At 61.4% G+C, this 23,986-nt stretch carries 26 protein-coding genes; 9 read left to right on the top strand and 17 right to left on the bottom strand.

All coding sequences use genetic code 11. The features are described from left to right. Positions 1-28 precede the first annotated feature (28 nt). From pcaF to paaA, 9 genes are read right to left on the bottom strand one after another with little or no spacing between them, the layout of a single operon-like run. Complete coding sequence (gene pcaF, locus V6M61_RS19460; protein WP_332778250.1) at positions 29-1,234, bottom strand: 3-oxoadipyl-CoA thiolase; 1,206 nt, start codon at positions 1,232-1,234, stop codon at positions 29-31. 13 nt (positions 1,235-1,247) lie between these two features. Then, a complete protein-coding gene (gene paaK, locus V6M61_RS19455; protein WP_332778249.1) occupies positions 1,248-2,567 on the bottom strand; it encodes a phenylacetate--CoA ligase PaaK in 1,320 nt (439 codons plus the stop codon). 55 nt (positions 2,568-2,622) lie between these two features. Continuing rightward, positions 2,623-3,423 (bottom strand): 2-(1,2-epoxy-1,2-dihydrophenyl)acetyl-CoA isomerase PaaG, encoded by an 801-nt coding sequence (gene paaG, locus V6M61_RS19450; RefSeq protein ID WP_332778248.1) that lies wholly within the window; start codon positions 3,421-3,423, stop codon positions 2,623-2,625. Positions 3,424-3,453: 30 nt separating this feature from the next. Continuing rightward, positions 3,454-5,115 (bottom strand): phenylacetic acid degradation protein PaaN, encoded by a 1,662-nt coding sequence (gene paaN, locus V6M61_RS19445; RefSeq protein WP_332778247.1) that lies wholly within the window; start codon positions 5,113-5,115, stop codon positions 3,454-3,456. Positions 5,116-5,165: 50 nt separating this feature from the next. Continuing rightward, positions 5,166-6,257, bottom strand: a complete 1,092-nt coding sequence (paaE, locus tag V6M61_RS19440) for a 1,2-phenylacetyl-CoA epoxidase subunit PaaE (RefSeq protein ID WP_332778246.1) — start codon at positions 6,255-6,257, stop codon at positions 5,166-5,168. A gap of 9 nt (positions 6,258-6,266) precedes the next feature. Next, positions 6,267-6,821 (bottom strand): 1,2-phenylacetyl-CoA epoxidase subunit PaaD, encoded by a 555-nt coding sequence (gene paaD / locus V6M61_RS19435; protein WP_332778245.1) that lies wholly within the window; start codon positions 6,819-6,821, stop codon positions 6,267-6,269. Continuing rightward, on the bottom strand, positions 6,818-7,567 hold the full coding sequence (gene paaC, locus V6M61_RS19430; RefSeq protein WP_332778244.1) for a 1,2-phenylacetyl-CoA epoxidase subunit PaaC: 750 nt from the start codon (positions 7,565-7,567) through the stop codon (positions 6,818-6,820). Before paaC ends, paaD begins: the two co-directional genes overlap by 4 nt. A 14-nt stretch (positions 7,568-7,581) precedes the next feature. Beyond that, a complete protein-coding gene (paaB, locus tag V6M61_RS19425; protein WP_332778281.1) occupies positions 7,582-7,866 on the bottom strand; it encodes a 1,2-phenylacetyl-CoA epoxidase subunit PaaB in 285 nt (94 codons plus the stop codon). Between the two features lie 16 nt (positions 7,867-7,882). After that, entirely contained in the window at positions 7,883-8,878 is a 996-nt protein-coding gene (gene paaA / locus V6M61_RS19420) for a 1,2-phenylacetyl-CoA epoxidase subunit PaaA (protein ID WP_332778243.1), read from the bottom strand. 118 nt (positions 8,879-8,996) lie between these two features. On the opposite strand from paaA, the gene paaX reads away from it, so the two are divergent. Both paaX and gloA read left to right on the top strand, forming a co-directional pair. Further along, entirely contained in the window at positions 8,997-9,920 is a 924-nt protein-coding gene (gene paaX, locus V6M61_RS19415) for a phenylacetic acid degradation operon negative regulatory protein PaaX (protein WP_332778242.1), read from the top strand. A gap of 269 nt (positions 9,921-10,189) precedes the next feature. After that, positions 10,190-10,576, top strand: coding sequence for a lactoylglutathione lyase (gene gloA / locus V6M61_RS19410; RefSeq protein ID WP_332778241.1), 387 nt, complete (start codon positions 10,190-10,192; stop codon positions 10,574-10,576). Positions 10,577-10,657: 81 nt separating this feature from the next. On the opposite strand, the gene eda is transcribed toward gloA, so the two are convergent. The 7 genes from eda to V6M61_RS19385 all read right to left on the bottom strand — a co-directional run bounded on the left by eda (position 10,658) and on the right by V6M61_RS19385 (position 16,644). Continuing rightward, positions 10,658-11,308, bottom strand: a complete 651-nt coding sequence (gene eda, locus V6M61_RS19405) for a bifunctional 4-hydroxy-2-oxoglutarate aldolase/2-dehydro-3-deoxy-phosphogluconate aldolase (protein ID WP_332778240.1) — start codon at positions 11,306-11,308, stop codon at positions 10,658-10,660. 23 nt (positions 11,309-11,331) lie between these two features. Further along, entirely contained in the window at positions 11,332-13,149 is a 1,818-nt protein-coding gene (gene edd, locus V6M61_RS19400) for a phosphogluconate dehydratase (protein WP_332778239.1), read from the bottom strand. 171 nt (positions 13,150-13,320) lie between these two features. Continuing rightward, on the bottom strand, positions 13,321-13,671 hold the full coding sequence (locus V6M61_RS21080) for a DUF4238 domain-containing protein (protein ID WP_442957820.1): 351 nt from the start codon (positions 13,669-13,671) through the stop codon (positions 13,321-13,323). 104 nt (positions 13,672-13,775) lie between these two features. Next, positions 13,776-14,189: a GFA family protein gene (locus tag V6M61_RS21075; RefSeq protein WP_442957819.1), complete on the bottom strand. Its 414-nt coding sequence runs from the start codon at positions 14,187-14,189 to the stop codon at positions 13,776-13,778. Positions 14,190-14,291: 102 nt separating this feature from the next. Next, the gene (locus V6M61_RS19395) at positions 14,292-14,723 is read right to left on the bottom strand and encodes a DUF4145 domain-containing protein (RefSeq protein WP_332778238.1); all 432 of its coding nucleotides are present in this window, start codon (positions 14,721-14,723) and stop codon (positions 14,292-14,294) included. A 323-nt stretch (positions 14,724-15,046) separates the two neighbouring features. Further along, positions 15,047-15,373, bottom strand: a complete 327-nt coding sequence (locus tag V6M61_RS19390; protein WP_332778237.1) for a barstar family protein — start codon at positions 15,371-15,373, stop codon at positions 15,047-15,049. A 728-nt stretch (positions 15,374-16,101) separates the two neighbouring features. Beyond that, entirely contained in the window at positions 16,102-16,644 is a 543-nt protein-coding gene (locus tag V6M61_RS19385; RefSeq protein ID WP_332778236.1) for an OmpA family protein, read from the bottom strand. Between the two features lie 97 nt (positions 16,645-16,741). Between V6M61_RS19385 and V6M61_RS19380 the strand changes: the two genes are divergently transcribed. Beyond that, positions 16,742-17,290 (top strand): gamma-glutamylcyclotransferase, encoded by a 549-nt coding sequence (locus V6M61_RS19380; protein ID WP_332778280.1) that lies wholly within the window; start codon positions 16,742-16,744, stop codon positions 17,288-17,290. Positions 17,291-17,484: 194 nt separating this feature from the next. Beyond that, a complete protein-coding gene (locus V6M61_RS19375) occupies positions 17,485-18,000 on the top strand; it encodes a superoxide dismutase family protein (RefSeq protein WP_332778235.1) in 516 nt (171 codons plus the stop codon). 30 nt (positions 18,001-18,030) lie between these two features. Here the strand turns inward: V6M61_RS19375 and V6M61_RS19370 are convergent, their stop codons facing one another. Beyond that, a complete protein-coding gene (locus V6M61_RS19370) occupies positions 18,031-18,594 on the bottom strand; it encodes a nucleotidyltransferase family protein (protein WP_332778234.1) in 564 nt (187 codons plus the stop codon). Positions 18,595-18,646: 52 nt separating this feature from the next. Here V6M61_RS19370 and pdxH point away from each other — a divergent pair, with 52 nt between their 5' ends. The 5 genes from pdxH (at position 18,647) to V6M61_RS19345 (ending at position 23,983) form a co-directional block, all read left to right on the top strand. After that, on the top strand, positions 18,647-19,297 hold the full coding sequence (pdxH, locus tag V6M61_RS19365) for a pyridoxamine 5'-phosphate oxidase (RefSeq protein ID WP_332778233.1): 651 nt from the start codon (positions 18,647-18,649) through the stop codon (positions 19,295-19,297). 335 nt (positions 19,298-19,632) lie between these two features. Continuing rightward, the gene (locus V6M61_RS19360; protein ID WP_332778232.1) at positions 19,633-20,940 is read left to right on the top strand and encodes an ABC transporter substrate-binding protein; all 1,308 of its coding nucleotides are present in this window, start codon (positions 19,633-19,635) and stop codon (positions 20,938-20,940) included. A gap of 266 nt (positions 20,941-21,206) precedes the next feature. Further along, complete coding sequence (locus V6M61_RS19355) at positions 21,207-22,064, top strand: carbohydrate ABC transporter permease (RefSeq protein ID WP_332778231.1); 858 nt, start codon at positions 21,207-21,209, stop codon at positions 22,062-22,064. Between the two features lie 7 nt (positions 22,065-22,071). Continuing rightward, complete coding sequence (locus tag V6M61_RS19350) at positions 22,072-22,902, top strand: carbohydrate ABC transporter permease (protein WP_332778230.1); 831 nt, start codon at positions 22,072-22,074, stop codon at positions 22,900-22,902. Positions 22,903-22,933: 31 nt separating this feature from the next. After that, positions 22,934-23,983, top strand: a complete 1,050-nt coding sequence (locus tag V6M61_RS19345; RefSeq protein WP_332778229.1) for an ABC transporter ATP-binding protein — start codon at positions 22,934-22,936, stop codon at positions 23,981-23,983. The last annotated feature ends 3 nt before the right edge of the window (positions 23,984-23,986 follow it).

Here is a 23,986-nt window from a genome sequence, read left to right as displayed (position 1 = left end):
GAATGCGCAGCTGAAGAAAAGGGGCTATCTAAACGCGCTCAAGCACCAAGGCAATGCCCTGCCCAACGCCCACACACATGGTGCACAGCGCATAGCGGCCCTGGCGGCGATGCAATTCGTAGACGGCGGTGGTAACCAGGCGCGCGCCACTCATACCCAGTGGGTGGCCGATGGCAATGGCGCCACCATTGGGATTGACGTGCGCGGCCTCGTCAGGAAGCCCAAGTTGGCGCAGCACCGCCAGCGATTGCGCCGCGAAGGCCTCGTTGAGCTCAATTACGTCCATCTGCGCCAGCGTCAACCCGGTCTTGGCCAGTAAGCGCTGCACCGCGTCAACGGGGCCGATGCCCATGATGCGCGGCGCGACGCCTGCCGAAGCACAGCCAAGGACACGGGCGAGTGGTTTGAGGCCATGACGCTGCACGCCCGCCTTGGAGGCCAGCAGCAAGGCAGCAGCGCCATCGTTCACGCCCGAGGCATTGCCTGCGGTCACGCTGCCGTCGGGTCGCACCACGCCTTTGAGCGTGGCGAGGGATTCGAACGTTGTCTCTGGGCGCGGGTGCTCGTCCTGGTCGAAGACCTTGGGCTCGCCCTTTTTTTGCGGAATTTGTACTGGAATGATTTCATTCAAAAACCGGCCTGCCGCATGGGCTGCCGCCCAGCGCTGCTGGCTGCTGATGGCAAAGGCGTCCTGGTCTGCGCGCGACACCTTGAAGTCATCGGCGACGTTCTCCGCTGTCTCGGGCATCGAATCGATGCCAAACTGTTTTTTCATTAGCGGGTTCACAAAGCGCCAGCCGATGGTGGTATCAAACACCGCATTGGTGCGGCTGAAGGCGCTCTCTGCCTTGGGCATGACAAAAGGCGCACGGCTCATGCTTTCTACGCCACCCGCGATCATCAGGTCGGCATCGCCGCTGCGCAGTGTGCGGGCCGCCATGCCCACCGCATCCAGGCTGGAGCCGCACAGGCGGTTGACCGTGGTGCCAGGCACCTCCAGCGGCAAGCCTGCCAGCAAACCGGCCATGCGGGCGACGTTGCGGTTGTCTTCACCGGCCTGGTTGGCGCAGCCGTAAATGACGTCTTCCACTTCCGCCCACTTGACGTCGGGGTTGCGGACCATCAGGGCACGCAGGGGCAGCGCGGCGAGGTCATCGGCGCGCAGGGTGGCTAGTGCGCCGCCATAGCGGCCCACGGGTGTGCGGATGGCATCACAAATAAAGGCTTCTGACATGGAGTTTCCTTACTCAGGCTTTGGGTCGTTTGTCGATCACACGGCGCGACTTGCCGGTCTGCGTACGTTCGATGGAGTTGGGGGGTAGCACCGTCACGCGAGTGCTGATGCCGACCATGGTTTTGATTCGCTGTTGCAGCCAGCGGCTGATGTCGGCGACGTCGTTGGACGGCATTGCGGCATCGGCGCTCTGCAGTTCGGCCAGCACTTCCACTTCGTCCAGCCGGCCATTGCGGGTCACGATCAACTGGTACAGCGGCGAGAGCTTGCCGTGCTTGAGGACCAACTCCTCGATCTGCGTGGGGAACACGTTCACGCCGCGGATGATCAGCATGTCGTCCGAGCGCCCAATGATCTTGCCCATGCGGCGGAATGCGCGTGAGGTGGGTGGCAGCAGCCGCGTGAGGTCGCGCGTGCGGTAGCGGATGACGGGGAAGGCTTCCTTGGTCAGCGAGGTGAAGACCAGCTCACCCTCTTCGCCATCGGGCAGCAATTCGCCGGTTTCGGGGTCTATCACTTCAGGGTAGAAATGGTCTTCCCAAATGACCGGGCCGTCTTTGGACTCGATGCACTCGCTGGCCACACCCGGCCCCATGACCTCCGACAAACCATAAATATCGACCGCGTCGATGCCCGCATTGGTCTCGATTTCGCGGCGCATGGCCTCGGTCCAGGGCTCCGCGCCAAAGATGCCGATCTTCAGCGAGCTCTCGCGCGGATCGATGCCCTGCCGGGCGAACTCTTCAATGATGACCTGCATGTAGGACGGCGTCACCATGATGAGGCGGGGCTTGAAGTCCTGGATCAGTTGCACCTGCTTCTCGGTTTGCCCACCCGACATAGGAATCACGGTGCAGCCCAGACGCTCGGCACCGTAGTGCGCCCCCAGCCCGCCGGTGAACAGGCCATAGCCGTAGGCGATGTGCATGGTGTCGCCGGCTCGCCCGCCTGCAGCGCGGATGGAGCGGGCCACCAGATCGGCCCAGTTATTGATGTCGTTCCTGGTGTAGCCCACAACGGTCGGCTTGCCGGTGGTGCCTGAGGAGGCGTGTATGCGTGAAACCTGCTCCTTGGGCACGGCGAACAGCCCGAACGGGTAGTTGTCGCGCAGATCCTTCTTGCAGGTGAAGGGGAATTTCGCCAAATCCCTGAGTTCTTTCAGGTCGTCGGGGTGTACGCCTTTATCGTCAAAGGCCTTGCGGTAGTGCGCAACGTTTTGGTAAACATGGTTCAGCGTGGTTTTGAGGCGCTGAATCTGGAGGGCGGTGATTTCGTCCCGACTGGCTCGCTCGATGGGGTCGAGCAGTTCGGTGGGGGTGGTGTGGACAGGCATCGAATGTCTCCTCGTGCAGGTGTTGTGGGTGGCAGTTTGGGTCGCGTCTGAAAAATCAGCAGCCTGTGAATTGCGGGGGGCGCTTGTTCGTGAAAGCGCTGACGCCCTCGGCATAGTCCTGGCTGTAGCCCAGTTCACGCTGGAAATCGCGCTCGCGGTCGAGCTGTTCGCTCAGGGTGCTGGTGGCCGCCGCGTCAATGGCCTGCTTGGTGCGGGCCAAGCCCAAGGTCGGGCCATTGGCGAGCTTGCGCGCTACGGTGCTCACCTCGGCATCAAAGTCGGCAGCAGGCACACACTTCCAGATCAAACCCCAATGCGCAGCCTGCTCTGCGCTAAGGGTGTCACCCAGCAAAGCCAGGCCCATGGCGCGTGAGCGCCCCACCAACTGCGGTAAAAACCAGGTGCCACCGGCATCGGGCACCAGGCCCAGATTGCAAAAGGGCTGGATGAAGCGGGCGGTCTCGACAGCAATCACGATGTCGCACGCCAGGGCGATGTTGGCACCTGCACCGGCCGCCACCCCATTGACGGCGCAGACCACGGGTTTGGGCATGGCGCGCAGGCGAAGCACCAGCGGGCCGTAGTACTTCGCAATCGACTCGCCCAGATCGGGCTTCTCCGTCCCTGTTACCCCAGCCGATACAGCACGGTCACTCAGGTCCTGCCCGGCGCAAAACCCACGGCCTGCACCGGTCAGCACCAAGGCACGGACCAGCGGGTCTGCCGCCGCCGCATCGAGCGCGGCGTGCACTTCGAGGTGCATGGCGACGGTGAAGCTGTTGAGCTTGTCCGGGCGGTTGAGCGTGAGGCGCGCAAGGCCGTCTTCTACGGCATAGCTGATGTTTTGGTAGGTCATGCAACTCTCTGGCGATGCGAAACAGTGGGCTTAAATATGGAAGCGGCGCTGCACCACGCGAAAGCGGTTCGCCACAAATGCGGAGTCCGCGTACGACGCGTTGGCTGACGGGTTGCCGCCGGTGCCGTGGTAGTCCGAGAAAGCCGCCGACTGGTTGACAAAGATGCTGCCCGTCAGGTTGATCGACAGCGCCACCTTGCTGCGCCAGGTGGCCTGCACCATGGCATCCACGACCTCGGGGCGGGTGGAGTAGATGCCTGCTGTCAGCGCGCCATGGTCCTGCACGATGCGTTCGGACAGTGCCATCGCGGCCTGCGCATCAGCAGCCCGCACGACAAAACTGATGGGGCCAAAGCGCTCTTCCATGTAGGCTTTTTCGTCCCTCGCATCGCACTTGAGCAGCGTTGGTGTACGCACCTGGGCATCGGGAAACTCGGGGTTCACCAACTTTTGCGAGGCCAGCACGACCTCGGCCAACCGGTGCGATTCATCGACCCGGCGAACGGTGTCTTCCGATTGAATGGCCCCCAGCACCGCATGGGCGACTTTCGGGTCAGACACAAACATCGTGATGGCCGCGCCCAGATCGGCAGCCACCTCGTCAAAGTTCTTGTGGCCTTCGTCGGTGTCAATGCCGCCCGCAGGCACGATGATGGCCTGCGTGGTGGTGCACATCTGGCCCGAGTACAGCGACAAGGAAAATGCCAGGTTTTTGAGCATGGCGCGGTAGGCGTCGGTCGATTCGATCACCACGTTGTTGACACCGGCCAGCTCGGCATAGACCTGCGCTTGTTTGCAGTTTTCAATGAGCCAGTTGCCAAAATGGTTGCTGCCGGTGAAGTCCACCGATTTCACGTCCTTGTGGGTGGCGAGCAGCTGTGTGGCGCTGCGTTGCGGGGTGACAGCCAGGGTGATGACATTCGGGTCAATGCCATTTTCGGCCAGCACCTGCCGGATCACCGCCACCGTGATGGCCGCTGGCAGGATGGCGTTGCTGTGCGGCTTGACGATGACCGGGTTGCCAGTGGCCAGCGCGGCAAAGACGCCAGGGTAGGTGTTCCAGGTGGGGAAGGTGCCGCAACCAATGACCAGCGCCACACCGCGCCCAACGATCTCAAAATGCTTTTGCATGCGCAGCGGTGCATTCTTGCCTTGGGGTTTTTCCCAAATGGCTTCGCGGGGAATGGCGGTCTGCTCGCGCCAGGCGCAGGCCACGGCCTCCAGACCTCGGTCTTGCGCATGGGGGCCACCGGCCTGGAAGGCCATCATCCAGCCTTGTCCGGTGGTCATCATGACCGCGTGGCCGATCTCGAAGCTGCGCTGGTTGAGGCGCTGCAGCGATTCGATCAGGATGCCGGTGCGGCCCTCGGCGCCCAGCTGGCCCCAGGCCGGCACGGCCTTGAGCGCAGCCTGGATCAGGGCCTCGGGATCGCACACCGGGTAGCTGACGTTGAGCTCCATGCCGTAGGGCGAGCGCTCGCCCGCATGCACGCCGGTTTGGCCCGGCTGGTCCAGTGCAAAGGTCTTGCCGAGATGAGCATCGAAAGCCTGCTTGCCGGTTTCAGCGGCTGTCTCGCCGTAGACCTTGGGGCTGGGCATCTCGTTGTAAGGGCTCCAGTAGCCGCGTGTGGCCAGGGCTTGGGCAGCCTGGTCGAGCTGGGCTTTGTGTTTTTCGAAAAGGGGGTGGCTCATGGGAATGTCTCCTTGGATAGTGATGGGGCGTTGGAAGAGGGAACAGCGGCTCAGTTGTGCGCGTGCTCCTGGTCAAAATCGATGACCAGCTTGTCAGTGACGGGGTAGCTCTGGCAACACAGCACAAAGCCGCGGGCCACCTCGTAGTCTTCCAGCGCGAAATTGATGTCCATGTCCACCTCGCCCTGCAACACCTTGGCCCGGCAGGTGGAGCACACACCGCCTTTGCATGAGTAAGGCATCTCCAGCCCGGCCTTGATGCCGGCGTCCACCAGGTTGTCCTGGTTCTTCTGCATGAAGAAGCTGCGGCGCGTGCCGTCGACCACGACTTCCACCTCGCACTGGTCGTTGCCCTGAACGGCGGCGCGTGCCGTACGCGGCTTGTCGCCTTTGGGGGCTGTGCCGAACAGCTCGACCTTGATGCGCGACTTCTCGACGCCCTTGTCCTGCAGCGCCTGCGAGGTGGCCAGCATCATGTCTTCAGGACCGCAGATGAAGGCCGCGGCTATGCCGGCAGGATCGATCCAGTGCGTGAGCAGCTGGCTGCACTTCTCGTAGTCGATGCGGCCATTGAACAGCGGGATGTCTTGCGATTCGCGGCTCATGATCCACACCAGGTTGAAGCGGCCCAGGTAGCTGTCTTTGAGGTCTTCAAGTTCTTCCTTGAACATCACGCCACTGGACGAGCGGTTGCCGTACACCAGGGTCACGCTGGTCTGGGGTTCGGCCAGCAGCGTGGTCTTGATGATCGACAGCACGGGTGTGATGCCGCTGCCTGAGGCAAAGGCCACGATATGGCGTGCAGACTGAGGCACCAACGCGATATGAAAACTACCCTGAGGCGGCATTACCTCGATCGCGGTACCAGGCAATAAATGGTCTGCAGCCCAATTGGAGAAAGCACCACCAGCTACACGTTTGATAGCAACGCGAAGCCGCTGGTCCTGCACTGCAGAGCAGATTGAATAGGAGCGGCGCAGTTCCTCGCCGTCCAGCATGGTGCGCAGCGTGAGGTACTGTCCCTGCACGTAGGAGAAAGCTTCTTGCAGGTTTTCTGGCACGGCGAAGGTAATGGCCACGGCATCGCGCGTTGCAGCTCGCACGTCGCTGACCTTGAGGGTGTGAAATTGGAGCGTTGCCATGGGGCTTTCTCAATGCGGCTTGAAATAATCGAAAGGCTCCAGGCAGTCATTGCACTGGTAGAGCGCCTTGCAGGCGGTCGAGCCAAACTGGGACAGCAGGCGTGTCTTACGCGAGCCACACTGGGGGCAGGGTACAACCGCGCGACCAGGCAGCAGAGCGGCGATGTCGATCACTTGCGTGCCGTCGGCACCCGGTGCCCGAAGCACCGGCGGCGCGATGCCATAGGCCCGCAAGGCGTCACGGCCCTTGGGGGTCATCCAGTCGGTAGTCCAGGCGGGCGACAACTGCGTGCGCACCTCAACTTGATCGATGCCATGCGCCTGCAAAGCCTCGCGAATCGATTGCGCGATCACCTCGGTAGCCGGGCAGCCCGAATAGGTGGGGGTGACCGTGACCACCAAGCTGGACGAGGGTGCGCCATGGTCGGCATTGCCCTTCCACTGAACATCGCGCACGATGCCCAGATCGACCACTGACACGGCGGGCACTTCCGGATCCATCACCTCACCCAGCCAAGCCAGCACGGTTTCACGCGCAGCGTGCTGCACAGGTACAAAGCTCACCACTGTGCTCCTGGATAGGTTCGCTGCACGAATTGCAAAGACGTCAGCAGATGGCCCAGGTGTTCGGAGTGCAAGCCTTGCTTTCCGCCGCGCTGATGGCCGGTGTAGCCTGGCATCACCAGCGTGGCTTGGGCCAGTACCGATTCCACGCTGGCGTGCCACGGGGCCGCAAGGCTGGTCGCAGCGGGTGCAAGCCCCTCGGCCGCGCACTGCGCATCTACCGCGTCGGACTCGAACCACTCGTTGGTGTAAGGCCAAAGCTTGTTCACCGCGGCTTGCATCCGCGTGTGGCTCTGCTCGGTGCCGTCGCCCAGCGCGATCACCAGCCCGGCGCTACGCTCAACGTGGTAGCGCACTTCTTTGGCCGCCTTTTGTGCAATTTCCGCGATGCGCGTGTCGGTGGACTGGCTCAAAGCCGCCAGCAGATGCTGGTGCCAGGCGTCGAACAAAAACTGGCGCGTCATCGTGTCGCCGTAGTGCCCGTTGGGCTGCTCCAGCAACAGCAGGTTGCGAAAGTCCGATCCATCCCGGCCATAGGCCAGCGCGTCTTCGTCACGGCCACGGCCCTCGACTTCGCCCGCATACGAAAGCCAGAGACGGGCTTGCCCAAGCAGATCGAGCGCCACATTGGTCAGCGCCAGGTCTTCTTCCAGGGCCGGTCCATGGCCGCACCAGGCAGCGAGTTGCTGGGACAGCACCAGGCAGTTGTCGCCCAGGCGCAAGAGGTATTCGAATTTCGGATTCATGGGCGGCCCCGGCTTCAGATGTGCTTCACGCCGTCGGGCATGGGGTAGAACGTGGGGTGGCGGTAAACCTTGCTCTGCGAGGCGTCGAACAAGGCTTCCTTGTCGCCGGGGCTGCTGGCCACCACATCGCTGGCGCGCACGGCCCAGATGCTGACGCCTTCGTTGCGCCGGGTGTAGACGTCACGGGCGTGCTGGATGGCGCTGGCACCGTCAACGGCATGCAGGCTGCCCACATGCTTGTGCGCCAGCCCGTGCTGGCTGCGGATGAAAATCTCCCACAAAGGCCACTCGCGCTGTATGTTGCTTTGACTCATTTCATGCCGCCTTTTTGATGCTCGTTTGTTCCTGTTTGGCCGCGTGCGCGCTCAAGGCTTCCCGAAACCACGCGCCTTCATCCCAAGCCTTGTTACGCGCGGCTAACCGCTCCTCGTTACATGGGCCTTTGCCCTTGACGACGTTGAAAAAATCGACCCAGTCGATGGCGCCGTAGTCGTAGTGGCCACGCGTTTCGTTCCATTTGAGGTCAGGGTCTGGCAGCGTCAGGCCCAGGAACTCGATCTGCGGTACGGTCTGGTCGATGAATTTCTGGCGCAATTCATCGTTGCTGTTCAACTTGATCTTCCAGGCCATGGACTGAGCGCTGTTGACCGACTGCTCATCGGCCGGGCCGTGCATGGCAATCGACGGCCACCACCAGCGGTTGAGCGCATCCTGGGCCATCTGCTTTTGCTCGGGCGTGCCTTGGCACAGCGTGACCATGATGTCGAAACCCTGGCGCTGGTGAAACGACTCTTCCTTGCACACCCGTACCATGGCCCGCGCATAAGGGCCATACGAGCAGCGGCAAATCGGCACCTGGTTGACGATGGCCGAGCCGTCCACCAGCCAGCCGATGGCTCCGATGTCGGCCCAGGTCAGCGTGGGGTAGTTGAAGATGCTGGAGTACTTGGCCTTGCCAGAGAGCAAGTCCTGGTAGGTTTGGTCGCGCGTGACGCCCAGCGTCTCCACGGCGCTGTACAGGTACAGGCCGTGACCCGCTTCGTCTTGCACCTTGGCCATGAGGATGGCCTTGCGCTTGAGCGTGGGCGCACGGGTGATCCAGTTGGCTTCGGGCAGCATGCCCACGTATTCGGAGTGGGCGTGTTGCGAAATCTGCCGTACCAGCGTTTTTCGGTAGCCCTCGGGCATCCAGTCCTTGGGCTCCATCTTGATGCCGGCATTGATTTTTTCCTGGAACGCACGCTCTTGCGGCTCCATATCCTCCAGCGCCCGTACCGACTGGACTCCCGTTTCCACCAGCTGTGCGTACATATCAAGCTCCGTTAATTTGGTCGTTGATCTGGATCAAACATCCTGACTCAGTGAACGAATATTAGTGATACAAAAAGATTCATACAATCAAATTTCCTGTATCACTTTGGAGGCTCGCATGCACCGCAAGATTTCGGATTCGCAGATTTCGGCCAATATCGCGCGGGTGCGGCGTGACTTGGTCTTGAGGGCCAATTCAGTACTGATTACCATCTATGGCGATGCCATTGCGCCGCGTCGGCAATCAGTCTGGCTCGGCAGTTTGATTACCCTGGTGGAGCTGTTCGGTCTGGCACCGAGGCTGGTGCGTACGAGCGCATTTAGACTGACTGCGGACGATTGGTTTGTTGCGACGCGCATCGGCCGGCGCAGCTACTATGGTTTGTCGGATGTGGGACTGCTGCGTGTGCAGCATGCGGACCGGCGCATCTACGAGTTCAATCTGCCTGCGTGGGATGGCCGCTGGACGCTGGTCGTTCTGGACAGCGCCATGCGCGCCAGCGTGCGTCAGCACCTCAAGCGTGAATTGCTCTGGGAGAGTTTCGGGCAGCTGGCGCCAAACGTGTTCGCGCACCCCCATGTCGATCACCGCTCACTGCAGGAAATCGTGAAGGCAGCGCGCGCCGAAGAACTGGTGGCCGTGCTCAGCGCCGAAAGCATCGAGTCGTATTCACGCAAGCCCTTGCAGACCATCATGCACGAAACCTTCAAACTGACCCAGGTGGAGCACGCCTGGAAACAATTCATTGCACGGTTCGCGCCGGTCGCTGAAGAGCTGGAGGGCCTGAGCCAAGCCGAGGCCTTCTTTGTGCGCACGCTTCTTATCCACGAGTATCGTCGGGTGCTGCTGCGCGATCCCAATCTGCCTGAAGCCTTGTTACCCGCCGACTGGCCTGGCGTCCACGCAAGGCAGTTGTGTGAGACCCTTTACCGTGGATTGCTGGCAAGCAGCGAACAATTCCTATTCGCCCAGGTAGAAACATCGGATGGGCCGTTGGCAAAAACACCTCGCGCGATCGCTCGACGGTTGACGCGCGCTTAGGGCTCGTTCAGCAATAACTTGCACATTTGTCTCGCCAGCTTAGTGCGCACTGCGTTGTTGTGAATCGCTTGTGTGGCAGAGCCACACGGCGCGCTCCACGCCTAGCATTGCATCCCGAATCCGACGGTCAAATGCACAACTTATTTCTGAACGAACCCTTAGATCCAGATGCATGCCATGCATGGGTATTGACCCCGGTCAGCAGCCGACTTGCCTTTGGAAGGGAGGTCCGAAATACGCGGACCAGCGATCCGCCTGATAATCCCAACATGCGACTCCTCCACACCATGCTTCGCGTTGGCAATCTCCAGCGCTCCATCGATTTCTACACCCAGGTCATGGGCATGAAACTGCTGCGCACCACCGAGCGGCCCGAGCAGAAGTACTCGCTGGCCTTCGTGGGCTACGGCAGCAACCCCGAGCATGCCGAGATCGAACTGACCTACAACCACGGCGTGGACAGCTACGAGCTGGGCACGGCCTATGGCCACATCGCGCTGGGCGTGCCCGACGTTTATGCGGCCTGTGAAAAAATCAGGTCGGGCGGCGGCCAGGTCACCCGCGAGCCAGGCCCGGTCAAGGGCGGCAGCACGGTGATTGCTTTTGTCACCGATCCCGACGGCTACAAGATCGAGTTGATCGAGCGCTCATCCTGAACGCTCGGCCTTCACCCAATCCGCTATTGTTTTAATAGCTGCTTGCGCAATAAACACCAGGGCTGACAGCCATTTTCATGCTTAGCTGGCGGTGCGACGGAGCTGGACGGCCTCGCGGGCCAGCGCGGTAATGCGCGCCCAGTCCCCGGCCGCCAGCGCATCGGCGGGCGTGAGCCACGATCCCCCGACACACACCACATTGGGCAAAGCCAGCAGCTCGGCGGCATTGCCTGCGGTCACGCCCCCGGTGGGGCAAAAGCGCACGTCGCCAAATGGGCCGCTCCAGGCTTTGAGCATGGCCGGGCCTCCGGCCTGCATGGCCGGGAAAAACTTGAGCTCGGTCAAGCCGTCTTCCTGTGCCGCCATGATTTCGCTGCCGGTGGCCACGCCGGGCAGCAAGGGCAGGTCCGCATCGCGACAGGCCTGGGCCACCGCATGGGTGTAGCCGGGGCTCACGGCGAAGCGGGCGCCCGCCATGGCGCAGGCCTGTACATCGGCGGCGCTGCGCACCGTGCCGGCGCCGACGACGGCTTCGGGCACATCGCGGGCAATGGCTTCGATGCACGCCAGCGCTTCGGGCGTGCGCAGCGTGACTTCCAGCATGCGGATGCCACCGCTGACCAGGGCCCGCGCCAGTGAGATGGCCTGCTTTTTGTCGCGCAGCACAATCACCGGGATGACCGGCGCGTCCTGCATCACTTGCAGGGCTGTCAGATGTCCAGAGTCATTCATGGTTGCTTCATCTCTCCGTTTTTTCATATCCATGTCAGGGCGCCTTCTTCGGCCATCAGGGCACTGCGCCGCATGCCGGCAAACAGCTCGCGCCCCATCCCCTCGCCATTGCCCTGGCGCAGGGCCTCGGGCATGGCAGCGGCCGGTCTGGCCAACCATTCCTGCTCGGGCACTTTAACCCGCAACACCCCTGTCACCGAATCGAGCAGAACCACATCGCCATCACGGATCTTGGCCAGCGGGCCACCCGCGGCCGCCTCGGGGGAAACGTGAATCGCGGCCGGCACCTTGCCCGAGGCGCCACTCATGCGCCCGTCGGTGACCAGCGCCACCCGAAAGCCCTTGCCCTGCAAAACAGCCAGCGGCGGGGTGAGTTTATGCAGCTCGGGCATGCCGTTGGCCTGAGGGCCTTGCCAGCGCACCACACACACCACATCACGCTCCAGCTCGCCGGTGTTGAAGGCCTTGTGCAGGGCTTCCTGCGAATCAAACACACGGGCCGGCGCCTCAATGATGTGGCGGTCATCCGGCACCGCGGACACCTTGATCACGCTGCGTCCCAGGTTGCCCTGCAGCAGCTTGAGCCCGCCCGTGGCGCTGAAGGGCTGCTTCGCAGGCCGCACAATGCTTTCATCCTTCGAGGCGCCGGCATCGTGCCAGGTCAGGGCTTCGCCGGCCAGCGCCGGCTCCCGGGTGTATTCACGCAGGCCGCCTTCGCGCACCGTGAGCACATCTTCGTGCATCAGGCCCGCATCCAGCAGCTCGCGAATCACGAACCCGGTGCCGCCTGCCGCCTGGAACTGGTTCACATCGGCGCTGCCGTTGGGATACACGTGAGAGATCGTGGGCACCACGTCCGACAGGTCAGAAAAATCGTTCCAGTCGATGAGGATGCCCGCCGAGCGGGCCACGGCCACCCAGTGAATCAGGTGGTTGGTGGAGCCGCCCGTGGCCAGCAGGGCCACCATCGCATTGACGATGGCGCGTTCATCGACGATGCGGCCGATCGGCGCAAAGCGTTTTGATTTGGTGATGCCCAGCACGGTACGCGCCGCCTCGCGGGTGAGCTCGTCGCGCAGCGCTCCTCCGGGCGCCACAAAGGCCGTGCCCGGCACATGCAGGCCCATGGCTTCGAGCAGCATCTGGTTGCTGTTGGCCGTCCCGTAGAAAGTGCAGGTGCCCGGGCTGTGATAGGACTTGAGCTCGGCATCGAGCAGGCCCTCGCGCCCGACCATCCCCTGCGCGGCCAGCTCGCGGACCTTGGCTTTTTCCTTGTTGGGCATGCCCGAAGGCATGGGCCCGGCCGGCACAAACACCGTCGGCAAATGGCCGAAATGCAGCGCCCCGATCAGCAAGCCCGGCACGATCTTGTCGCACACCCCGAGCATCAGCGCCGCATCAAACATGTCGTGCGACAGCGCCACGGCCGTCGCCAGTGCAATCACGTCGCGGCTGAACAGGCTCATCTCCATGCCGCTCGTGCCCTGCGTGACCCCGTCGCACATGGCCGGCACGCCGCCGGCCACCTGCGCGGTAGCCCCCAGTTTGCGCGCTTCGTCCTTGATCAAGGCCGGGTAAGGCTGCAGCGGCACATGGGCCGACAACATGTCGTTGTAGGCCGTGACAATGCCAATGTTGGGCGCCCGCTGGGTGATCACCTTGAAGCGGTCATCGACAGGAATGCCGGCCACCGCATGCGCCAGGTTGGCGCAGCCCATGCGGTCTGTATTGTGATTGCGGCTGGATGCGGCATCGATCTGTTTCAGATAGGCGCTGCGCGTCGGCCGGCTGCGCTCGGCGATCCGGGCCGTGATGTCAGAAATCGTGGGGTGAAGCGTCATGTGGGGCGTAGGGTAGTTAGGTGCCTGAGGAGTTTGTAACTTTATTACAGACTCCATGGTAACGGGTTACAGGCGATTTTGAAAGCGCCGGGTTACAGACTGGTTACCAAATCAGGGCCAAAAAATGACCCCGAGGGGTATTTTTTAAAGACGCCAAATCGTTTTTGACTTTTACCAAAGCCAGCCCGGCGTGCAGGCTGCCTGCCAGGCTAGCAGCCGCCATATCTCTGGCCCGACCGGACCACCGCTGCTCCGTGGTAAGGCGATAAAGCGTTTGATGGCTGACGCTGCGGCCCATTCAATCTTCGAAAGATGGGTTTCCAGCGATGCATTGGCATCTTCGAAACAACCCGGACCGTCGTAGAAACCACGCACGATCGAGAGATTCCTGGGTGCGCGCCGCTTGATTTCACCGTCTGAGATCGTGGCGACCCACGCAAATGGGTCCTTGACCCTCTCCGATTCGGGCGAGACAAAGTTGCTCAGATAGAAGCGCGGGACCGTGTGCGCCCTAGTAGCCACAACCTATATGCCTCAAATCGTTCAACGAACGTTGGAGGCAACCGGACCGCAACACTCGCGGCGAAGCCGTCTTCTGCAGTTGTGGGTCCGTGTCGAGCGACCAGTTATACGGATGCTTCATCGTCAATAGCCCTGCATGAGGATGGGAGAGCAACCCACGTTTCCTTGGATGCGTGGTTCGCAGAATACACCGGCGCCTGAAGCCCGCTCCCGGCAAGACAGCCGCCTGCAACTCCGATGAGCTGTGGCAGTGAGGAGATATACCAGAAGAGAGTGGTTCCACACACCGAGCAGAAGTGACGCTCCTGACGAGTGTCTTCGCCCGAGCTCTGGAAGGCGTAGATCGTCGTTGCCCCTTCCTGCGCCGTGACACTCGACTTCAAAAAATACGTCGAGACTCCGAAAGCGCTACCAGTGCGACGCTTGCAGTTTTCGCAATGGCACACGCCGTGCATTTCAGGCGGACCCGAAACCGCAAGTGACGCTTGACCGCAAGCACAGATGGCTGTTCGTTGCATAGGCGTGCCGCAGTGGTGATTCAAGCCGTATAACGTGAAAGTAACCGACGGCCGATAGGCGGGCGAAAGCCTGCCGGGAGGACGTCCGTGTTGACTGACTTGTTAGCCATCGCGCTTCTCAATGGCCTTGCGGGCTCCCTCCGGGAGTGCGGAATACAGCTCCGCGATGCGCTTTGGCTCAGCGATTCGGTTGTCAACGATGATGTTCAACAGGCCGAACAGCCCTTGTACGATCTGCGGATCGTCTTTGACCGCAAGCTCTCCTGGGTGAACGGCGTTGTTGCCCGTGACCCGTACAACGTCTAGTGCCTGCTGTATCTGAACGGGCAGGCCGTTCTTCACAAGTCCGGCGATGTCGTCGTTAATGTTCTTTCCAGCTTCTCCCAGGTGGATGCACAACTTCTGCAACGCAAGACGTAGCAGGGCGGCAGATCCCCTCGGTGAAGGGCCTGCGATGTTCCTCGCTTCCAAGTAGTCTGCTTTCACGTCATCGGGCATATCGGCGTGCGGAGGTGCCGCAGCAGCGACGTTCATGGGGTACAGCGAGTGCGCAGTCCCTTGATCCACGAACCACACCATTCGTCCTTGGCAATGGTGGCAATTCGCGACATGGACGTCCGTCGTTTGGTGGCTCCGACCGCCCCCGGGAACGGGAATGCTTCGGAGCGTGTCGTACCACCAAAACTGGGAGTAAACCCCGCAATGAGGGCACGTGAAGCTCTTGCCTTTGAACTCGGGGGCTACGTATGTCATGGTTGTTGTGGGCTAACGTGAAGATGACCAGACCACCAACATGCGCGGCGAAGCCGCCTCCTGCTGTTGTGGGTCCGCGTCGATTGACATGTTAAGTCTCGGCTTCATTCGAGAACCAATGCTACTCGCGCGTTCTCACCCCGCTCGCCGTACCGCGAATTCACTGCGGCCGTGCACTCTAGGAAGGCACGTGCAACTTCCGGTGCGCGCTTCGCAAGGCTCTCGAACGCCGGTACAACGAGCAAGAGCTGCTCGTCTTCGTTGATGCGAACTGCCGCCAAAGGGTGTCCGTCGGTCAGGCTCGACATGCAGTCGATCCAGGCGTCCATGTTGCAGCCATAGAAAGACGGGAAACCCATCGCAGAGGCGAGCGTTGCATGGAACGTCGGCCCGTCAACAATCTTGGAGGTCTCCACGACGATGGTGCGCATGTGCTGAGATTTAACGTTGAAGCCAAGCGACGCCGTAGGCGTCCGGCTTGGGCGACCAGTTAAAACTCATTGCTTGCTCCTTTCGATGACAACGTGAAGGACCAACGCAACCACTAACATTGCGCCGCTCAGCACAGCGAGGGGTAATACCGCCCAACGCAACATCCCTACAGCCGCCATGGCGTGAAAAGCGCTGGACCAAGTTTTCGGATTGCCAACTGTAAGCCCGCCTGCGACTGTGAGTACCACAACAGCAGCCACTAGCCCCAAGGCGAGTGCCCATCCGCGCAACAGTTGCAAGCGCCCTGCACTTGCGAGGGTCCTAGGGTGGCGTTCAGACAGCGTCGTTCTCATGGGTTTTAAACTTTGATATATCCCGCAAAACTGCGGAATAACATGGCGCGCAAAATTCAAGAAAACTGTTTGCTGTCATGGACTTAGCTCGCTGATCTGCATGCATGCGAAGGTATATTGGTTTTGCCAAAGTCGCTGTCCCTATTGCGCACCCCCCTCACCGGCGGGGCCTGTTGCGCGAGCGACTACGCTGTTTGCACTATAGCCTGGGCACTGCGAAAACTTGGCTGCATTGGGCGGGTTTTCATCCGCCGGCGCACATGGGAGGATGTGATGCGGCATTTGCGCAACACGGGTCAGCCCATGTCGTTATACACAAGTCGGCACCAGACTTGTGGCGACTCTGGCTGACCTTCTTACCCCTATCTATCCCCCTATTGCAGGCTGATCTCCACACGACGTGCTTCGGCATTGCTGCCGCTGCCGGCCATCTGCTCGGGCTTTTTGAGCTCGATCTGGCTGTCGGCCACGCCGGCCGTTTTCAGGGCCGCCCTGACCGCCAGTGCACGCTCCCTGGCCAGTTCGGCATTTTTGGTGGCATCGCCGGTAGCGTCATGGAAGCCGGAAATCACCAGCTTCCTGCCCGCCCGGGCACCCTTGATGACGTCCGTCAGGGCCTCGCTGGCACCCGCGGCAAGCTCCGCCTTGCCGGACGCAAAGTAGAACTTGACCACGCCGTTTTCAACCTTCACGCTGGCCGCGTCTGCAGCAGCCTGCGCGGCAGCCTGGCTGGGCTCAGCGGGCTTGGCGGCCTCCTGCGCAGCCATTGGCTTGCCCGCAGCCGCCGGCTTTGCCTTGGGCATGGCGCTATTTTTATGGATGCCGAAGCCAATCACCGAGGCCACCACCAGCACCACGATGCCAAACAAAAACCCTAAAACAGCATAGCGCTGTGCATCATCTTCTTGAGAAAACATGGGCTGCTCCGTACAAAAAAAACCTGTTGCATTGTAAAGTGTGAGCGTGACCAACCCAGCCATTGCACCCCTGCAGCCCTTGCGCAATCCGGATGACATGCTCAGCACCACCCTGCGCGAGTGGGGTGGCCACGGCGACCTGTGGATTTTTGCCTACGCCTCATTGATCTGGCGGCCCGAATTTGAATTTTCCGAAGAGCGCTTTGCCACCATCCATGGCTTTCACCGTGCGCTGAAGATGTGGAGCCGCATCAACCGCGGCACGCCGGACTGCCCCGGCCTGGTCTTTGGCTTGCTGCCGGGCGGCAGTTGCAAAGGCGTGGCCTTTCGCATCCCCCGGGCGCAGGTCGCTGCCGCGCTGCCGGTTTTGTGGGCCCGGGAAATGCCCACCGGCGTTTACGATCCCCGGTGGCTGCGTTGCCATACCGGGCAAGGCACGATCAGGGCGCTGGCCTTCACGCTGGCCAAAGACAGTCCCAGCCACACCGGCGTCCTGCATGAAGACCATTACCGGCAGATATTCTCGCGTGCCTGCGGCCGTTATGGCACCACCCTCGAGTACGCGCAGCTGACTTACGACAAACTGCGCACGCTGGGAATTCATGACCACGCGCTCGGAAAACTGCTGCAGCTGGTCAACCGCTGATGAACGTGGGGTTACCGTGCGCCGCGAAGGGCCGCCCCAAGCAAGCACAGCCCCCTCGGGGGGCAGAGAGCTACACGCAGTGAGCGAACGTGGGGGCCATCATCATCTTGCAAACGCGGACGATGAAGCCTAAAGTAAGGCCCGCTCCATACCAACCAACTTGACAGCCATCAAAAAAGAGAAAGGCATCCACCATGAAGCACCCCTTGACACTGCTTGTCGGCGCCCTTGTTGTGACAGCCTGCGCCTCGACAAGCAGCAGCCCGCGCGCCGTGGCCCGGCTTCAAAGCACCACCGGCAATGCCACCACCGGCACGGTCAGCTTTGCCCAGACCGGCGACAAGGTGATGGTCACGGGCGAAGTGCGCGGCCTCAAACCCAATGCCGAGCACGGCTTTCACGTGCATGAAAAAGGCGACTGCTCCAGCGGCGACGGCCTGAGCGCCGGCGGGCATTTCAACCCCGATGCAAAAAGCCATGGCCAGCATGGAGCGGGCATGCACCATGTCGGAGACCTGCCCAGCCTGAAAGCCGACGCCAGCGGCGTGGCCAGGTTCAGCTTTGAATCCAGAAGCATCGCGGTTGGCAGCGGTGCCAGCGACATCGGGGGCCGGGGGCTGATTGTTCACCGTGATCCCGACGACTACAAAACCCAGCCCACCGGCAACGCCGGCCCGCGGCTGGCATGCGCAGTCATTGCCAAGGTCTAAAGGTCTAAAGCTCTAAAGCGCTCGGGCGCCTCAGCGCTGCCTGAGCAGCACTTCGGCCCGGCGCAAGTCTTCCAGCGTGTCAATGTCGGTGACCGTTCCGGGGTCGTCAATGTCGACAAACGCTACTGAATTGATAGCCTCCTGCGCCCGTACTACCTGGGCGGCGCCCTGATTTCCTTTTAAACGCAGGAGTTCGGGGCCGCACGCCGCCGCAAAGCGGACCGGGTGCCCGCGCCGGCCCTGGTACAGCGGCACCGTGACCGCGCTGGGCGGCGCCAGGGCGATGGCGCGCAGGGTTTCACTGCGGATGAGGGGCAGATCAGCCGGCAGGATCAGCCAGCCCGAGGCATCGGCCGTGGCCCTCACCCCGGCCGCAATCGAGTCCCCCATGCCGGTGTTCACTGCATCGGGGCCCAGCGCATCGGGCCGCACCACATGGAGGGGCAAGCCGCTGGCCCGCACGGCGTCCAGTACGTGGTCCAGCACCGGTTTGCCGGCCAGCAAGGCTTCAAGTTTGTGCACGGTTCCCCCTGACGCTGCAAAACGCTCGCCGTGGCCGGCGGCCAGAACAATCACAACGGGCAGGCTGGGCATGGGCAGGGTTGTTGAGGTGAGGTGGGGCGAGAGCAATCTCTATACTTCAAGTATGTCAGAGCTCCCCTCATCCATTGCCGACCTTCGCAAAAGCTACGAGCGCGCCGAGCTCAACGAAGAAGCCTCGCAGCCCGACCCCTTGAAGCAATTCGACCAATGGCTGAACGAAGCCATTGCGGCGCAGGTGCCGGAACCCAATGCCATGACGCTGGCCACTGTGGCCGGCAACCTGCGCCCTTCCACGCGCATCGTGCTGATCAAGGGCTTTGATGCGCGCGGCATCGTCTGGTTTACCAATTACGACAGCCGCAAGAGCCGCGAGCTGGCCGGCAACCCCTACGCGGCACTGCAGTTTCACTGGGTCGAGCTGGAGCGCGTGGTGCGCATCGAAGGCCTGGTTGAAAAAGTATCCCCCGAAGAAAGCGACGCCTACTTCAACAGCCGGCCGCTCGATTCCCGCATCGGCGCCTGGGCCAGCCCGCAAAGCCAGGTGATCTCGGGCCGCGGCGTGCTGGTGGCCAATGCCGCCAGGTACGGCGCGCAGTTTTTGCTGAAACCGCCCCGCCCTCCTCACTGGGGCGGGTTCCGGCTCAAGCCCGACACCTGGGAATTCTGGCAGGGCCGAAAAAGCCGCCTGCATGACCGTTTGCGCTACACCCTGCAAGCAGATGCCAGCTGGCTGCGTGAGCGCCTGGCGCCCTGAAGACAAAAACACCCGCCACCCCGCCTTGCCTTCCCCCAGGCCTGACCTGTCTTGATCCCTGCACCTTGACCCCGCTGACCGTGGGGCATTGCGGCACGCCCCGCTCAAGCCCCAACCCCCTTTGGCGATTGCTGTCCTGGTGTGATAAAGCCCGAAAACTGTACGTTTTCAATCAATATTGGTGAAACCCCTAGGCTATTGCTGCAATTAAGTACAGGCCCGCCTGGAGGAAGTATCAATCTGGGGCGCATCAAGCTTTATCGTTCTCCTTGTCGACGCTGTGCCCACAACACGTCGCACATCGCTCAATCAAGCAAGTTATCAGGAGACATCACATGAAACTGAAAGCAACATTGGCTCTGGCTGCCGTTATGGCCATCACGGGTGCCGCACAAGCCGCCACAGAACTCGTCATTGCGACCGTGAACAACGGGCACATGATCGAGATGCAAAAGCTCACCAAACATTTCGAGCAGGCCAACCCCGACATCAAGGTGAAATGGGTGACGCTCGAAGAAGGTGTGTTGCGCCAGCGTGTGACCACCGACATTGCCACCAAAGGCGGGCAGTTCGACATCATGACCATTGGCATGTATGAGACGCCTATCTGGGGCAAAAAGGGCTGGCTGCAGGAACTCAAACCCGATGCAGCCTATGACGTGGACGACCTGCTGCCGTCCATGCGCAACGGCCTGACGGCCGACGGCAAGCTCTACGCTGCACCGTTTTATGGCGAAAGCTCGATGCTGATGTACCGCAAGGACCTGGCCGACAAGGCCGGGGTGCAGGTGCCCGACCGCCCCACCTGGGCGCAGGTGAAAGACCTCGCCGCCAAAATCCACAACCCCAAGGAAGGCGTCTACGGCATTTGCCTGCGCGGCAAGCCGGGCTGGGGCGACAACATGGCCTTTCTGACCACCCTGGTCAATACCAGTGGTGGCCAGTGGTTTGACATGAGCTGGAAACCGCAGCTGGAATCCAAGCCCTGGAAAGATGCCATCAGCTTTTATGTGGACCTGCTGAAGAACTACGGCCCTCCGGGTTCATCGGCCAACAGCTTCAATGAAATTCTGGCGCTGTACAACGCGGGCAAATGCGGTATGTGGGTCGATGCCACCATTGCAGCGAGCTTCATCACCGACCCCAAGCAGTCCAAGGTGGCTGACAAGGTGGCCTTTGCACAAGCGCCCACCATGGTGACGCCTAAAGGTGCGAACTGGCTCTGGGCCTGGGCGCTGGCGATTCCGGCCGGCTCCACCAAGGTTGAGGCAGCACAAAAATTCGTCAGCTGGGCAACGTCCAGGGAATACATCCAGCTGGTGGGTAAAACCAATGGCTGGGGCAGCATTCCGACAGGCACCCGCAAGAGTACCTACACCAATGCCGAATTCCTGAAAGCCGCCAGGTTTGCCACGGCCGAAAAAGCCGCCATCGACTCGGCCAACTCCAACGACAGCACGCTGCCCAAGTCACCTTATGTCGGTGTGCAGTTCGCCGCCATTCCGGAGTTTCAGGCCATCGGGATTGCCGTGGGCCAGCAGATGAGTGCCGCACTGGCCGGCAAGGTCACCGTGGATGCCGCCCTGAAAGCCGGACAGATTGCCGCCGAACGTGAAATGAAAAAGGGCGGCTACTACAAGTAAGCGCAGCGCTCGCCAGGCGCGCGCTTTTTTTCAAGCGCCGCGCCTTGACGTGAACTAGTACTGCAACCCGGAAGTAGCGAAACAAAATGAAAGTGATGGATTCGTGCCCAGGGCAAGGCGCCAAGCCGCAGCGAAGGCTATGCGCCTTCGCAAGGGTTGCAACGCCGCCATGGGTGCGAAGACACGCTTTCATGTTTCGATATTTTCGGGTTGCAGTACTAGAGCCTTGGCAGGCCCTGGAAAATTTTTGACGCGGAGACCTTCCCATGAACCGATTCCTGCCCCGCATGTTGCTGGCACCGGCGGTGTTCACGCTCTTCCTCTGGATGATCGTACCGCTGGTGATGACGATTTATTTCTCGCTGATCCGCTACAACCTGATGCAGCCCGATCAAAGCGGCTTTGCGGGGCTGTCGAACTACGAGTTCTTCGTCACCGACCCCTCGTTCACCACCGCCGTGATCAACACCTTGCTGCTGCTGGGCAGCGCGATCATCGTCACCGTGGTGGGCGGCATTGCCCTGGCACTGCTGATTGATGAGCCTTTTCCGGGCCGTGGTGTGGTTCGTCTGTTGCTGATTTCGCCGTTTTTTGTGATGCCTCCCGTCAACGCCCTGATGTGGAAGCACATGATGATGAACCCGATTTACGGCGTGCTGGCGCAAGTCTGGCAATTTTTCGGGGCAGAGCCGGTGGACTGGCTCACCGACCTGCCTCTGTTCAGCGTGATCGTGATGGTGTCGTGGCAATGGCTGCCGTTTGCCACGCTGATTTTTATCACTGCCTTGCAGTCCATGAGCCGCGAGCAACTGGAGGCCGCCCGCATGGACGGTGCCACCTATTTGCAGCAATTGCGCTACCTGGTGCTGCCGCATCTGGGCCGGTCCATTGCCGTGGTGGTGATGATTGAAATGATTTTCCTACTGAGCGTATTTGCAGAGATCTACACCTCCACGGCGGGCGGGCCGGGCGACGCCAGCACCAACGTGGCTTTTCTGATCTTCAAGCAGGCGCTGCTCAATTTTGATGCGGGCGTGGCCTCGGCCGGTGCGCTGTTTGCTGTGGTGCTGGCCAATATCGCGGCGGTCTTTTTGATTCGCATGGTCGGCAAAAACCTCGATTGAACACACCATGTCACAAAATACCCGATTCATACCGGCCTTGCTGCTGCGCAGCGCCGTCGCCTGGGGCATCACGCTGCTGCTGTTCTTCCCGCTCGGCTGGCTGATGTTGACCTCCTTCAAGACCGAACTGCAGGCCATTGAAGTGCCACCGCAGTTCTTCTTTACCCCCACGCTGGAGAATTTTCATGAGGTCGAGGCGCGCAGTGACTACCTGCTGTACGCCAAGAACTCGGTCATCACCAGCGTGCTATCCACCCTGCTGGGCCTGGTGATCGCGGCCCCGGCAGCCTATTCGATGGCCTTTTTTCGCACACCGCGCACACGCGACATTTTGATGTGGATGCTCTCCACCAAGATGATGCCCGCCGTGGGGGCATTGGTTCCCATCTATGTGCTGGCCCAAAAGAGTCATCTGCTGGACACGCAACTGGCGCTGGTCATCGTCTTCACCCTGAGCAACCTGCCCATCATGGTGTGGATGCTGTATTCGCACTTCAAGGACATTCCGCATGAAATTCTGGAGGCTGCACGCATGGACGGGGCCACGCTCTGGCAGGAGTTCAGTCGCGTACTGCTGCCGCTGGCCGTCGGCGGTCTGGCATCGACCGGATTGCTGTGCCTGGTGCTGAGCTGGAACGAGGCTTTCTGGTCTTTAAATCTCAGCTCGGCCAAGGCCGGCACGCTGGCCACGCTGATTGCGTCCTACTCCAGCCCCGAAGGCCTGTTCTGGGCCAAGCTCTCCGCCGCTTCATTCATGGCGATTGCCCCCATCGTTGTTTTTGGCTGGTTCAGCCAGAAGCAGCTCGTTCAAGGTCTGACGTTTGGCGCGGTGAAATAAGCCGTACCCGACTGCACAAGAAAGTATTCACATGGCATTCCTACAACTTAAACGCGTCGAAAAACACTTCGGCCCGGTGAGCGTGATCCGGGGCATCGACCTGACGATTCAAAAAGGCGAGTTCGTCGTGTTTGTCGGCCCCTCGGGCTGTGGCAAATCAACGCTGTTGCGCCTGATTGCCGGCCTGGAGGCGATTGACGGCGGCTCGCTGCATCTGGACGGGCGCGACATCACCGAACTGCCCTCCTCCAAACGCGACCTGGCCATGGTGTTCCAGAGCTACGCGCTGTACCCGCACATGAGCGTCTACGAAAACATGAGCTTTGCGCTGAAACTGGCCAAGGCGGACCCGGCGGTGATTGATGAAAAAGTACAGCGCGCCGCCAAAATCCTGAACCTCAGCACCTACCTGCAGCGCACGCCCAAAGACCTGTCGGGCGGGCAACGCCAGCGCGTGGCCATTGGCCGCGCCATCGTGCGCGCGCCCAAGGTGTTTTTGTTTGACGAGCCGCTGTCCAACCTGGACGCTGCGCTGCGTGGCCAGACCCGCGTTGAAATTGCCAAGCTGCACCGGGATCTGGGGGCCACCACGGTGTACGTCACGCACGACCAGGTGGAGGCCATGACGCTGGCAGACCGCGTGGTGGTGCTGCGTGATGGCCAGATAGAGCAGGTCGGCACGCCGCTGGAGCTTTACGACCGGCCCGCCAACCAGTTTGTAGCGCAGTTCATCGGCACCCCTCAAATGAACATGGTGGCGGCGGCGCTGGTCCCTCAACTGGCCAATGTCTTTCGCATCCCCTTGCCGGCAGACGGCTTTGTCGGCCTGCGCCCCGAAGGCGTGATGCTCCAGGCCCCCGGCAGCGGCCCGCTGCAGGGCCGCGTCGACCTGATCGAAGCGCTGGGTGCCGAGACACTGGTTTATGTCACCAGCGAACAGGGTGCCCAGCTGGTCGCACGCCTGAACACGCGCACCACGGTGCGCGTGGGAGACCGCGTGGGCGTGGCCATTGACGCCCACACCGCACACCTGTTTGATGCCCAGGGGCGTATCGCCCTGACGGGTGCCATCGCTGCCTGAAGG

The organism is Polaromonas sp. (genome assembly GCF_036676035.1).
In the GTDB taxonomy this organism is placed as follows: Bacteria; Pseudomonadota; Gammaproteobacteria; order Burkholderiales; family Burkholderiaceae_C; genus Polaromonas.
The sequence above is the reverse complement of the archived record's forward strand: the minus strand, read 5'-3'. Positions and strand labels throughout refer to the sequence as shown.

What these genes read in the sequence shown, in the direction of transcription:
- V6M61_RS21075 (WP_442957819.1), bottom strand. Translation starts at nt 14,189, where the DNA reads ATGCAACGAACAGCCATCTGTGCTTGCGGTCAAGCGTCACTTGCGGTT.
- V6M61_RS19375 (WP_332778235.1), top strand. Translation starts at nt 17,485, where the DNA reads ATGAAGCACCCCTTGACACTGCTTGTCGGCGCCCTTGTTGTGACAGCC.
- V6M61_RS19355 (WP_332778231.1), top strand. Translation starts at nt 21,207, where the DNA reads ATGAACCGATTCCTGCCCCGCATGTTGCTGGCACCGGCGGTGTTCACG.
- edd (WP_332778239.1), bottom strand. Translation starts at nt 13,149, where the DNA reads ATGACGCTTCACCCCACGATTTCTGACATCACGGCCCGGATCGCCGAG.
- V6M61_RS19350 (WP_332778230.1), top strand. Translation starts at nt 22,072, where the DNA reads ATGTCACAAAATACCCGATTCATACCGGCCTTGCTGCTGCGCAGCGCC.
- V6M61_RS19360 (WP_332778232.1), top strand. Translation starts at nt 19,633, where the DNA reads ATGAAACTGAAAGCAACATTGGCTCTGGCTGCCGTTATGGCCATCACG.
- V6M61_RS19390 (WP_332778237.1), bottom strand. Translation starts at nt 15,373, where the DNA reads ATGCGCACCATCGTCGTGGAGACCTCCAAGATTGTTGACGGGCCGACG.
- paaX (WP_332778242.1), top strand. Translation starts at nt 8,997, where the DNA reads ATGCACCGCAAGATTTCGGATTCGCAGATTTCGGCCAATATCGCGCGG.
- paaE (WP_332778246.1), bottom strand. Translation starts at nt 6,257, where the DNA reads ATGGCAACGCTCCAATTTCACACCCTCAAGGTCAGCGACGTGCGAGCT.
- eda (WP_332778240.1), bottom strand. Translation starts at nt 11,308, where the DNA reads ATGAATGACTCTGGACATCTGACAGCCCTGCAAGTGATGCAGGACGCG.
- V6M61_RS19380 (WP_332778280.1), top strand. Translation starts at nt 16,742, where the DNA reads ATGCTCAGCACCACCCTGCGCGAGTGGGGTGGCCACGGCGACCTGTGG.
- paaG (WP_332778248.1), bottom strand. Translation starts at nt 3,423, where the DNA reads ATGACCTACCAAAACATCAGCTATGCCGTAGAAGACGGCCTTGCGCGC.
- V6M61_RS19385 (WP_332778236.1), bottom strand. Translation starts at nt 16,644, where the DNA reads ATGTTTTCTCAAGAAGATGATGCACAGCGCTATGCTGTTTTAGGGTTT.
- V6M61_RS19370 (WP_332778234.1), bottom strand. Translation starts at nt 18,594, where the DNA reads ATGCCCAGCCTGCCCGTTGTGATTGTTCTGGCCGCCGGCCACGGCGAG.
- paaN (WP_332778247.1), bottom strand. Translation starts at nt 5,115, where the DNA reads ATGAGCCACCCCCTTTTCGAAAAACACAAAGCCCAGCTCGACCAGGCT.
- V6M61_RS19345 (WP_332778229.1), top strand. Translation starts at nt 22,934, where the DNA reads ATGGCATTCCTACAACTTAAACGCGTCGAAAAACACTTCGGCCCGGTG.
- pdxH (WP_332778233.1), top strand. Translation starts at nt 18,647, where the DNA reads ATGTCAGAGCTCCCCTCATCCATTGCCGACCTTCGCAAAAGCTACGAG.
- gloA (WP_332778241.1), top strand. Translation starts at nt 10,190, where the DNA reads ATGCGACTCCTCCACACCATGCTTCGCGTTGGCAATCTCCAGCGCTCC.
- V6M61_RS19395 (WP_332778238.1), bottom strand. Translation starts at nt 14,723, where the DNA reads ATGAACGTCGCTGCTGCGGCACCTCCGCACGCCGATATGCCCGATGAC.
- paaC (WP_332778244.1), bottom strand. Translation starts at nt 7,567, where the DNA reads ATGAATCCGAAATTCGAATACCTCTTGCGCCTGGGCGACAACTGCCTG.
- pcaF (WP_332778250.1), bottom strand. Translation starts at nt 1,234, where the DNA reads ATGTCAGAAGCCTTTATTTGTGATGCCATCCGCACACCCGTGGGCCGC.
- paaK (WP_332778249.1), bottom strand. Translation starts at nt 2,567, where the DNA reads ATGCCTGTCCACACCACCCCCACCGAACTGCTCGACCCCATCGAGCGA.
- paaA (WP_332778243.1), bottom strand. Translation starts at nt 8,878, where the DNA reads ATGTACGCACAGCTGGTGGAAACGGGAGTCCAGTCGGTACGGGCGCTG.